Annotated in this window: 10 protein-coding genes; 5 read left to right on the forward strand and 5 right to left on the reverse strand. The window is 63.2% G+C overall.

The genetic code is table 11. The annotated features are described in order from the left end of the window. The first annotated feature begins 129 nt into the window (after positions 1-129). The gene (gene glmS, locus Q0O05_RS02175; RefSeq protein WP_293660231.1) at positions 130-2,046 is read left to right on the forward strand and encodes a glutamine--fructose-6-phosphate transaminase (isomerizing); all 1,917 of its coding nucleotides are present in this window, start codon (positions 130-132) and stop codon (positions 2,044-2,046) included. A 58-nt stretch (positions 2,047-2,104) separates the two neighbouring features. On the opposite strand, the gene Q0O05_RS02180 is transcribed toward glmS, so the two are convergent. Further along, on the reverse strand, positions 2,105-2,566 hold the full coding sequence (locus Q0O05_RS02180) for a TA system VapC family ribonuclease toxin (protein WP_293660232.1): 462 nt from the start codon (positions 2,564-2,566) through the stop codon (positions 2,105-2,107). Beyond that, positions 2,535-2,837 (reverse strand): hypothetical protein, encoded by a 303-nt coding sequence (locus Q0O05_RS02185; RefSeq protein ID WP_293660233.1) that lies wholly within the window; start codon positions 2,835-2,837, stop codon positions 2,535-2,537. Before Q0O05_RS02185 ends, Q0O05_RS02180 begins: the two co-directional genes overlap by 32 nt. Positions 2,838-2,996: 159 nt before the next feature. Between Q0O05_RS02185 and Q0O05_RS02190 the strand changes: the two genes are divergently transcribed. The 4 genes from Q0O05_RS02190 to queC all read left to right on the forward strand — a co-directional run bounded on the left by Q0O05_RS02190 (position 2,997) and on the right by queC (position 6,623). After that, the gene (locus Q0O05_RS02190) at positions 2,997-3,842 is read left to right on the forward strand and encodes an SDR family NAD(P)-dependent oxidoreductase (protein WP_293660235.1); all 846 of its coding nucleotides are present in this window, start codon (positions 2,997-2,999) and stop codon (positions 3,840-3,842) included. Between the two features lie 33 nt (positions 3,843-3,875). Then, positions 3,876-5,141: a DUF4010 domain-containing protein gene (locus Q0O05_RS02195; protein WP_293660236.1), complete on the forward strand. Its 1,266-nt coding sequence runs from the start codon at positions 3,876-3,878 to the stop codon at positions 5,139-5,141. 182 nt (positions 5,142-5,323) lie between these two features. Next, positions 5,324-5,821: a hypothetical protein gene (locus tag Q0O05_RS02200; protein ID WP_293660238.1), complete on the forward strand. Its 498-nt coding sequence runs from the start codon at positions 5,324-5,326 to the stop codon at positions 5,819-5,821. 64 nt (positions 5,822-5,885) lie between these two features. Next, positions 5,886-6,623 (forward strand): 7-cyano-7-deazaguanine synthase QueC, encoded by a 738-nt coding sequence (gene queC / locus Q0O05_RS02205; protein WP_293660240.1) that lies wholly within the window; start codon positions 5,886-5,888, stop codon positions 6,621-6,623. Here queC and Q0O05_RS02210 read toward each other — a convergent pair. The 3 genes from Q0O05_RS02210 to Q0O05_RS02220 all read right to left on the reverse strand — a co-directional run. Further along, positions 6,581-8,509, reverse strand: coding sequence for an ABC transporter ATP-binding protein/permease (locus Q0O05_RS02210; protein ID WP_293660241.1), 1,929 nt, complete (start codon positions 8,507-8,509; stop codon positions 6,581-6,583). The two genes, queC and Q0O05_RS02210, sit on opposite strands and share 43 nt — an antisense overlap. A gap of 11 nt (positions 8,510-8,520) precedes the next feature. Continuing rightward, positions 8,521-9,414, reverse strand: a complete 894-nt coding sequence (locus tag Q0O05_RS02215) for a 5'-nucleotidase (RefSeq protein ID WP_293660242.1) — start codon at positions 9,412-9,414, stop codon at positions 8,521-8,523. 12 nt (positions 9,415-9,426) lie between these two features. Continuing rightward, positions 9,427-10,306 (reverse strand): type II secretion system F family protein (locus Q0O05_RS02220; protein WP_293660243.1); only part of this gene is annotated, 880 nt, incomplete at its 5' end.

A 10,306-nucleotide genomic window follows, 5' to 3' on the forward strand; every position in this document is an offset into this window, starting at 1 on the left:
TTCAATTTATGAACTTTAATTCCATATTGCTTGTGCTTTGAAATTTTATTTCGTAAGTATCAAAAAATAGATCATTAATTTTCTACCGAAACTCTACCATGCCGCCATCGATTGACAAGGAGTGTTTCTATGTGTGGCATCGTCGGCGCGGTATCTGCGCGCAACATCGTTCCCGTGTTGGTGCAAGGCCTGGAGCGGCTGGAATACCGGGGGTATGACTCCTGCGGGGTGGCGGTGTATGCGCATGGCGATGCGGCCGCGCCCGCCGGCACTGGCGGCGGTTTGCGCCGCGCCCGTAGCACTTCGCGCGTGGCCGAGCTGATGGAGCAAGTCGCCAGCGGCAGCCTGCAAGGCACCCTGGGCATTGCCCACACCCGCTGGGCCACCCACGGCGCGCCAGCAGTGCACAACGCCCACCCCCATTTCAGCCACGGCCCCGGCGCCGATGCCGATTCCAAACCCGGCCGCGTGGCGCTGGTTCACAACGGCATCATTGAGAACCACGACGAACTGCGTGCGGCCCTGCAAGCCCGCGGCTATGTGTTTCACAGCCAGACGGATACCGAGGTCATCGCCCACCTGATCGACAGCCTCTACGACGGCGATGTGTTTGAGGCCGTTCAGGCTGCGGTGCAGCAATTGCAGGGCGCCTATGCGATAGCCGTGTTCTGCAAAGACGAGCCGCATCGCCTAATTGGCGCGCGCGCCGGCTCGCCGCTGATTCTGGGTGTAGGCAAAGACGGGCAGGAGCATTTTCTGGCCAGCGACGCCATGGCCCTGGCCGGCGTGACCGATCAGATTGTTTACCTTGAAGAGGGCGACCTGGTGGACCTGCAGTTGGGCAAATACTGGCTGCTCGATAAGGCGCACAAGCCCGTGCCGCCGGCGCAGCGGCCGGTCAAAACCGTGCTGGCGCACAGTGGTGCTGCCGAGCTGGGCCCCTACCGGCATTACATGCAAAAGGAAATTTTCGAGCAGCCCCGCGCCATTGCCGACACGCTCGAGGGCGTGGAAGGCATCGTCCCCGAGCTGTTTGACCAGCAGGCCAACCACGCCCCCGGCGCCAATGCGGCGCGGGTGTTCCAGCAGATTGACAGCGTGCTCATCCTCGCCTGCGGCACCAGCTACTACAGCGGCTGCGCTGCCAAGTATTGGATCGAGAGCATCGCCAAAATTCCCTGCAACGTGGAGGTGGCCAGCGAATACCGCTACCGCGAGTCGGTGCCCAACCCCAACACTTTGGTCGTAACCATCACCCAGAGCGGCGAAACCGCCGACACACTGGCCGCCCTGCGCCACGCGCAAAGCCTGGGCATGCGCCACACCCTCACTATTTGCAATGTGGCCACCAGCGCCATGGTGCGCGAGTGCAGCCTGGCTTACGTGACCCGTGCGGGGGTTGAAATCGGCGTGGCGTCTACCAAAGCATTCACCACCCAGCTGGCGGGCCTGTTTTTGCTCACGCTGTGCCTGGCGCAAGCTAAAGGGCGCTTAAGTGAAGCCGAAGAAGCTCGCCACCTGAAAGCCATGCGCCACCTGCCCGCAGCGCTGCAAGCCGTGCTGGCGCTAGAGCCGCAAATCATGGCCTGGGCCGATGATTTTGCGAAGAAGGAAAACGCGCTCTTCCTGGGCCGCGGACTGCATTACCCGATTGCCATGGAAGGCGCGCTCAAGCTCAAAGAGATTACCTACATCCACGCCGAAGCCTACGCCGCCGGCGAGCTCAAGCACGGGCCGCTGGCGCTGGTTACCAGCGACATGCCGGTGGTGACTGTGGCGCCCAACGACGCGTTGCTCGAAAAGCTCAAAAGCAATATGCACGAAGTCCGCGCCCGCGGCGGCGTGTTGTATGTGTTGGCCGACTCCGACACCCATATTGAAAGCGGCGAAGGCCTGCACGTCATCCGCATGCCAGAGCACTACGGAGAACTCTCGCCCCTGCTGCACGTTGTGCCTTTGCAGCTGCTGGCGTACCACACGGCGTGCGCGCGCGGCACGGATGTGGACAAGCCGAGGAATTTGGCGAAGTCGGTGACGGTGGAGTAGGGCGGCGCAGATTTCCGCTGCACGAGAAAGTGGTTGAACTTTCGGCTTGGGTCGGCGCTCAAGCACTCAGGAGTACCAACTCAAGCCCGCGCGGTACGAAGTTGTTGAAGTCTTTATCCAGCGTGACCAATCGCAATCCAGCTGCCAGGGCGAATGCTGCAAGGTAAGCATCCATCCAGACCTTTGGCGAAGCACTATCCAAAGCGGCCAGACTTCGCCATAGATTAAAAGCACCGGGGGCCTCGTCGCGCCAAGCCACTTGTGGCAAGGCTTGCAGGTTGTCCAGAGTGAGCAGCGCGTCGCGGTTGCTGAGCGGCTCAACGCCATACGCCTTCGTCAGTGCAGCCGTGGACAGCAGGCGCAAAAAACTTTGTTGGGTGGCGCGGCAAAGAACTGCAGCCTCGGCGGCAGTTGCTTGCCGCAGTGCCTGTCTGGCTGGGTTGTGCGCGGGATGTTGATCAAACGTGGCGGCAAGCCAGACACTGGTGTCAAACAGAGAGGCCGGCACGATGCATGTCATCCTGGGTTTGTGAATCTTGTTCGAGCGCTAGCAATGCCTCGATATTCATGAGGCGAGCGGGTGCATCGGCTGTTCCGCGGATGATGGGCAGGCCGTCGGCGCCGGTCTCAACTGCAGAGCCCGGAGGCGGCGTTGTGGGGCGGGGCGCCCCCATACCCAGCCCTTGGCGTAAAAAATCTGCGGTCAGGTCCCGCAGGGTTCGCCCCTGCATCAGCGCCCGCAGCTTCATCTCACGCACCAGTTCGTCAGGTAAGTCGAGTGTGGTTTTCATGAAGGCAAGCTTACCAGTTAGCTGGTAAGCTGTAAAACAATCGCGAACACGGCAATTGAAGGTTGGACGGAGGCCCCAAGCATTGGCAACGGCACTCCCGAAACACCCGCCTAGGGGTACATTGCAAGCATTGCCGTCCACAACACCCAAGGACCCTGAATGCCCGCAGAGCTCCCCCTCAAGAACCAAGTCGCCCTCATCACCGGTGGCAATGTCGGCATCGGGCGGGTTACCGCGATGGAGCTGGCCAGGTCCGGGGTGCAGGTGGTGATTGCCGGGCGGTCGCGGGAACGCACGCAGCCGGTGTTGGACGCGATGGCGGCACTCCCAGGGGCGCCAGCGCCCTTGTTTTTGCCGCTGGATTTGGCGAGTCTTCATTCCGTGCGGGCCTGCGCTGCACAATTTTTGGCGCTGAGCCTGCCCTTACACCTGTTGATTAACAACGCGGGGCTGGCCGGTGCGCGCGGGCTCACCGAGGATGGTTTTGAGATGGCGTTTGGTGTGAACCATCTCGGGCATTTTTTGCTGACTCAGTTGCTGCTGCCCACCTTGCAGCAAGCGCCGGCTGCGCGCGTGGTTACTGTCTCGAGCCGCGCCCATAAGCGCACCCCGGGTATTGATTGGGATGCCCTTCGCCGACCCACGCAGACGCGCACCGGAATCCGCGAATATGCGGTGTCCAAGCTGGCAAATCTGCTGTTTAGCGCGGAGCTGGGGCGCCGGCTGGCGGGCACGAAGGTGTCGACTTATTCCTTACACCCCGGTGTGGTGGACACCGAAATCTGGCGGGTAGTGCCCCAGTGGGTGCGGCCCTTGCTGCGACTTCGCGGCTTAATCACACCGGAAGAGGGCGCCCAAACCACTTTGCATTGCGCCTTGCGCGCGCCTGCGAGCGAAAGCGGTTTGTATTACGCCGACTGCCGGCCCACCAGGCCCGCGCGCAACGGCCGCGACATGGCGCTGGCGCAGGAGTTGTGGCAGCGTAGCGAGGCCTGGACACGCTAGGGTCGCTCGGGCCCGCCATACAAGAACAGAACCATGCAACCTACCTTCGTTGCTCTGTGCGTAGCCCTCGGCATTGGCTTGCTGGTGGGGGCGGAGCGAGAGCGGCGCAAGGACAGCAGCCCGGACCGCGGTTCGGCCGGCATTCGTACCTTTGCCATCGTCTCCCTGTTGGGGGCGGTAGGTATGTTGGTGGGGGGTGTTGCGGTGCTGGCGCTCGTCGTTTTCATTACCGGGCTGGCTGCCATGGCCGCCTATGTGAGCAACCACCGGGAAGACAAAGGCATCACCACGGAGATGGCGCTGGTGCTCAACGGTTTGCTGGGTGGCTTGGCCGTGGTGGATGCGCTGTTGGCGGCGGAGGTCGGGGTGCTGCTGGCGCTCTTGCTGTTTGCGCGCAAGGCGATTCATCACTTTGTACGTGCCCTGTTAACCGAGCAAGACTTGCAGGACGCTCTGGTATTTGCCGGCATAGCGCTCATCGTGCTGCCTTTGGCGCCGGATGCGTTTATGGGCCCGCTGAATGCGCTTAACCCGCGCCATCTGGTGCTTCTGGTGGTGGTGATGCTAGCAATCAGCGCCTGCGGTTATGTGGGCTCCCGCTGGTTGGGGCCGCGCTACGGGCTCCCGCTGGCGGGTTTTTCGTCGGGTTTTGTGTCCAGTGTGGCCACTACTTATTCCATGGGTCAGCGCGGGCAGGTGAATGGGGTTGTCAGCGGCCCGGCGGTGGCGGGGGCCGCGTTGTCGTCCATTGCGACTTTTGTGCAAATGTCGGTGCTTATCGGGCTGGTGGCGCCGCAACTCTTGCGCTTGATGGCGCTGCCCTTGCTCTTGGGCGGGGCCGCCGCCCTGTCATACGGGCTGTGGTGCCTTTACGGATCCGACTCCGGCTCCAGCACCCCAGCAACCGCCCACCCCGAGGGCGCGCCCGATGTCGGTCGTGCCTTTGACCTGCAATCCGCGGTCGCCTTTGCCGGGGTGCTGACGCTGGTGATGATGGTGTCGGCGGGCCTCAACGCCTGGCTGGGCGAGCGGGGCGTGGCCTTGGCTGCCATGGTGGCCGGCTTGGCGGACGCGCACGCCACCGCCGCGTCCACCGCTAGCCTGATAGCGGCCGGAGAAATTAAAGCGCAGCAGGCTGTGCTGCCGATATTGCTAGGGCTAAGCGCCAACACACTGACCAAAGCGGTGGTGGCCTATCAGGCCGGGGGAGTCGCTTATCTGTGCCGCATGGCCCCGGGCCTGGCGCTGATGATGGTCGCGGTATGGGCCGGGTACGGCGTGTTGTGGTTGAGCAGTTAACGCACTTGAGCGCCATTTGCACCAATTTGGTGCAAATTCTGGGGGCGGATAGCTGGATGGCTTCGGATCCCGATTTTTTCGAAGTTTTTTGAAAAAAGGCCTAAATAACCCCCTAAATCTGCCGTTAAGAATCGTACGTCAACTCCTCACTCTCACCGGAGGGGCCGAAAGGCCAACCCACAATGCAACTGCCAACCATTGATCGAAACCAGCAAATACGCCCCGCCGGCGTAGACGCTGCTTCGTCTGGGGCAAATCGGGTTATCCCAGTTGCTCCGGTCAACCCGTCTGTCGCGCAGTCCAAGCCGATCGAGTCCGGCCCCGACGTGATTGACAAGGTAAACCCCGCGCTCAAGGCCCAGTCTGCGGGTGAGGCCCCTTACCAAAGCGTGTCCGACCCGGTGCAGCGCGGCTCCGAGGCGTCTATGCAGCACGACTGGACGATTCACCGCCCTTCGCAGGAAAAGGTGGAGAACCCTCCGCCCAAGCCCATGGCCCAGGTCTTGATGGACCACCTCAAGACCGTGTGGACGGCCAGCGCCAGCGCGGTGCAAATCGAGCAGGTCAAAAACCAGATCAACCCCCAGCCGCCTGTGGCGCCCACCGAAATGCCCGGCCAGCTGGCCAAGCAGTCCATGGTGTTTGTGCCCAGCAAGATCAATAAAGTCGATAAAACCTGAGCCAGCGCGGTGCAGCTGCATCGCCCCCCGCTTGCTACCTGCGCTGTGGTCTAACATCGCGCCCATGCACACCTCTGCGCTTGTTCTGTTCTCCGGCGGGCAGGATTCCACCACCTGCCTCGCCCACGCCCTCTCCAAGTACGAGCGCGTAGAAACCATCGCATTTGATTACGGCCAGCGCCACCATGTGGAGCTGCAGGCGCGGCTGAATGTGCTTGCCGCCATCAAGGCCGGCTTTCCGGCATGGGCCGCCCAGCTGGGGGAAGACCACCTGCTGGATTTGGCGGTGTTGGGCGAATTGAGCGAGACCTCACTCACCCGCGACATGGGTTTTCAGATGGAATCCAGCGGCCTGCCCAACACCTTTGTGCCCGGCCGCAACCTGCTGTTCATGACGTTGGCAGCCGCCTTGGCCTACCGGCGCGGTCTGCAGGTGATAGTGACCGGGGTGTGCGAGACCGATTTTTCGGGCTACCCCGATTGCCGCGACGACACCATGAAAGCCTTGCAACTCGCGCTGTCGCTGGGCATGGACAGGCGCTTTCTGATCGAAACCCCGCTGATGTGGATTGATAAGGCCCAGACCTGGGAGCTGGCTCACACGCTGGGCGCGCAGTCCGGCGTGCCGGGCGGCGGGCAGGCGATGGTGGATTTGGTGGTGGAACACACCCACACCTGCTACCAAGGGGACCGCACGCACCGCCACGCCTGGGGCTACGGCTGCGGCAGCTGCCCCGCCTGCGAGCTCCGGGCCAAGGGCTACGCCGGCTTTACCACCAAGGTAAACAGCGCCGCGACCTGAGCCGGGGCGCCCGCGTTGGCGGCCTCTGAACCAGCTTCGCCGGCTGACGCCGCCGGCTCCATGATCCAGCGCCGGGTGTGAAATGCCGCCAGTGCAGGGCGGTGCGCAATCGACACCAGAGCCCCGCCCCGCGCGCTCACCCCGTCGCACAGGCGCTGGTAAAGCGTGGCTTCGGCGGCCTCGTCCAGCGCGCTGGTGGCCTCATCGGCAAACAGCCACAGCGGTTTTTTAAGAAACACCCGTGCAATCGCCAGGCGCTGCTGCTCGCCGCCCGAGAGCTTTTGGCCCCAGGCGCCGCTCGTGTCCAGCGCACCCGCCAGATCGGGCAACAGGGCGTCGCGCAGGGCTTGTTGCAGGGCGGAGTCGCTGTAATAGCTGGCGGCTTCGGGGTAGGCCAGCGCATCACGCAACGGGCCGTTGGGGAAATACGCCCGCTGCGGCAAAAACATGCTGTCGGCGGGCAGGCCGACCGGCCCCTGCGCATAGGGCCAGATGCCGGCGAGCGTGCGAAACAGCGTGGACTTGCCGCTGCCCGAGGGGCCTTGCAGCAGGATGCGGTCGCCCGGCCCGGCTCTCAGGCGCAGCGCATCAAGCAGGGTGCTGCCGTCGGGCAGGCCAATGCGCAGCGGGCCTGCGTCCAAGTTGGCGGCGTCTGAGGCCGTGGCACGGGCTTCCCCGCTCACAATTTCCGCATCAGATGCTACGTTTTTGATAGCTATATGCGCATATCCCGCCTGCGCTAAACCTTGAAACGATGCTTCAAAACCGGTCAGCCGGTCGGTCGTGGCGCGCCAACTGGCGAGGTTGCTGTAGGTGTCTACAAACCAGCTCAAGGCGCCTTGCACCTGGCCGAAGGCGCCGGCAATCTGGGTGAGCTGCCCGAGCTGGATGGCCCCGCTGAAAAAGCGCGGCGCCGCCACGACAAACGGAAAAATCACCGCTGCCTGCCCGAAAAAACTGGTGAACCAGATCAGCCCCTTTTGAGCCTGAATGAGCGCGAGGTTGTTGGCCAGCACGCGGGAAAAACGCTGCGTCAGCTGCTCCTGCACAACGGCCTCGCCCCGGTCTAATGCAATCGACTCGCTGTATTCGCGGGCGCGAATCAGGTGGTGCCGGAAGTCCGCCTCCAGCCGCTGCTGAGTGAAATTCAGCGGAATTTGCTTGCGCCCGATGTAGTGGGTGATCACGCTGCCCACCGCGCAGTAAAGCACCGCCATCCAGACCATGAAGCCGGGAATGCTGTACTCCTCGCCCCCCAGCGAGAACGCAAATGCGCCCGAGAGCGACCACAAGATGCCTACAAAACTGACCAGGGTGACGACCGAATTCAGCAGGCCCATGCTCAGCGAGATGGTGAAGCTGGTGAACTGGTTGATGTCTTCCTGAATGCGCTGGTCGGGGTTGTCCGGGTTGGGGGCAAGCGCCTGGCCCTCGTTCGGGATTGCGGGGGATGCAGCGGGGGTAACTAACGCAGCCGGGCCGTAGCGGGCCAGTTCCATGCGGTAGAAGGCCTGATTCGACATCCACTTGTGCAGGTAGTGGCGCGTCATCCAGGCGCGCCAGCGCATCTCCAGCAGCTGGGTCAGGTAAAACTTGTACACCGCCAGCACAATGAAGCCGAACGCCAGGTAGCAAAAACGGCCCAGCTGTTCCCAGAACACGGCGGCGTTTTTGTCCTGCAGCGCGTCGTAAAACAGGCGGTTCCAGTCGTTAAAAACCACCGCCATGTAGACGAGCGCCAGATTCAGCGCCACGATGCCGGCCAGCATGCCGCGCGCCTTCCCTTTGGCGTCCGACGAGAAATATGGCGTCGACAGGGCCACCGCCCGAGCGATGAAGGCCCCCAGCGCAGACCATTTGCCCTCAGCGGTCGTGATTGCTGCCATGGGGCGCTCCATTAATTGCGCACGCCGCTGGCCACATGGCCGCTGGGTACATGGCGGGCGGCGGACTCGATGTGGCCGGTCTGGTCATCAAAAAAGAAGTCCGGCTCAAACTCGCGCAGGAACTCGCCCTTGTCCAACCCGCCCAAAAACATGGCCTCGTCCACCTCGATGTTCCAGTCCATCAGGGTGCGGATGGCGCGCTCGTGGGCCGGCGCGCTGCGGGCGGTGACCAGCGCGGTGCGAATCCGCATATGCGGAATGGCCGCCTGCTGCATCCGGTGCAGCGCCACCAGCAGCGGCTTGAAGGGCCCGTCCGGCAGGGGCTGGGCCACCTTGTCGATCTCGTGCTGCTGAAAGGCCGACAGCCCGCTTTGCTGGAAGACTTGTTCGGCCTCGTCGCTGAAGAGCACCGCATCGCCGTCAAAGGCAATGCGCACTTCGCCGGGGTGCGACTCACTGGCATGCGCGCTGTGGGGGTAGACCTGTGCCGCTGGCACACCGGCCGCCAGCGCGTCGCGCACATCGGTGAGGTGGGTGCTTAAAAACAGGTTGGCCCGCAGCGGCTTGAGGTAGCGCCAGGGCGACTCGCCACGGGTAAACGAGCAGCGGATGATGGGCAGCGCGTAGTGCGCCGCGCTGCGCATGACGCGCAGCCCGCTGACCGGATCGTTGCGCGAGAGGATGACCACCTCCACCCGCTGCGAAGGCGTTTCGTTAAACGCCAGCAGCTTCTTGACCAGCGAAAACGCCACGCCGGGCTTGGCCGGCACGTCCAGCCGCGCGCGCTGCAGCTGCATGTAGGCGTGGTCGTCGTTTTGCTCGAAGACCTGGTTTTCTTCCTCAAAGTTAAACAAAGCCCGGCTGGAGATGGCCACCACCAGCTTGCCGTCTAGCGTTACTGCCATGGTCTTGGTTTCCTATTTCACTAACTGGTTGAGCTGGATGATAGGCATCAGCACGGCCAGCACGATCAGCATCACCACCAGACCCATGGCCACAATCAGTAGCGGCTCGAGCAGAGTGGCAAGTTGCAGGGCACGGCGCTGGACTTCGGTGCGCAGTTGCTCGGCAGCGCGGTCCAGCATCTGGGGCAGGCGACCGGTTTGTTCGCCCAGGCGCGCAAACATGCTGAGCAGCGCCGGAAAGCGCCGGTTGCGGGCCAGCGCGCTGGCCAGCGGAGCGCCCTCGCGCACCAGCGCCAGCGCCTCCAGGGCGTCGTCGCGCATGGCGCGGTTGTTCAGGGTTTCTGCGGCGGCCTGCAGGGCCTTCAAAATTGGCACGCCGGCCGAAGCCAGCATCGCCAGCGTGCCGGCAAAGCGCGCCGCGTTGTAGCTGCGGGTCATGCGCCCGAGCACCGGCAGGCGCAGCCATGCAGCGTCTACTTTGGAGCGAAAAACGGCCCCAGCCCACGCCAAACGTGCGCCACCAGCTAGCAAAATAAGAGCAGACAGCGCTACCAGGCCATAGCTGCGCACCGCATCGCTCACGGCCAGCATGATGCGCGTGAGCAAGGGCAGCGCCTGCTTGGAGCCGGCAAAAACGGCCGCGATTTGCGGCACCACATAGGCCAGCAAAAACAAGACAATGGCCAGCGCCACCACGCTCACGATGGCCGGATAAAGCGCTGCGCCCAGCAGCTTGGCAGCCAGGTTCTGCTGCTCTTCCAGATCGTCGGCAAGCCGCTCGAGCACCAGCCCCAGCTGCCCGCTGTGCTCTCCGGCTGCGACCACCGCCACGTAAATCTCAGAAAACTCGCGCGGATGCTGCGCCAATGCGGTGCCCAGCGGGGCGCCCCCG

It is taken from the genome of Rhodoferax sp. OV413 (assembly GCF_945881795.1).
Lineage (GTDB): Bacteria > Pseudomonadota > Gammaproteobacteria > Burkholderiales > Burkholderiaceae_C > Allorhodoferax.

What these genes read in the sequence shown, in the direction of transcription:
- Q0O05_RS02215 (WP_293660242.1), bottom strand. Translation starts at nt 9,414, where the DNA reads ATGGCAGTAACGCTAGACGGCAAGCTGGTGGTGGCCATCTCCAGCCGG.
- Q0O05_RS02200 (WP_293660238.1), top strand. Translation starts at nt 5,324, where the DNA reads ATGCAACTGCCAACCATTGATCGAAACCAGCAAATACGCCCCGCCGGC.
- Q0O05_RS02185 (WP_293660233.1), bottom strand. Translation starts at nt 2,837, where the DNA reads ATGAAAACCACACTCGACTTACCTGACGAACTGGTGCGTGAGATGAAG.
- queC (WP_293660240.1), top strand. Translation starts at nt 5,886, where the DNA reads ATGCACACCTCTGCGCTTGTTCTGTTCTCCGGCGGGCAGGATTCCACC.
- Q0O05_RS02210 (WP_293660241.1), bottom strand. Translation starts at nt 8,509, where the DNA reads ATGGCAGCAATCACGACCGCTGAGGGCAAATGGTCTGCGCTGGGGGCC.
- Q0O05_RS02195 (WP_293660236.1), top strand. Translation starts at nt 3,876, where the DNA reads ATGCAACCTACCTTCGTTGCTCTGTGCGTAGCCCTCGGCATTGGCTTG.
- glmS (WP_293660231.1), top strand. Translation starts at nt 130, where the DNA reads ATGTGTGGCATCGTCGGCGCGGTATCTGCGCGCAACATCGTTCCCGTG.
- Q0O05_RS02190 (WP_293660235.1), top strand. Translation starts at nt 2,997, where the DNA reads ATGCCCGCAGAGCTCCCCCTCAAGAACCAAGTCGCCCTCATCACCGGT.
- Q0O05_RS02180 (WP_293660232.1), bottom strand. Translation starts at nt 2,566, where the DNA reads ATGACATGCATCGTGCCGGCCTCTCTGTTTGACACCAGTGTCTGGCTT.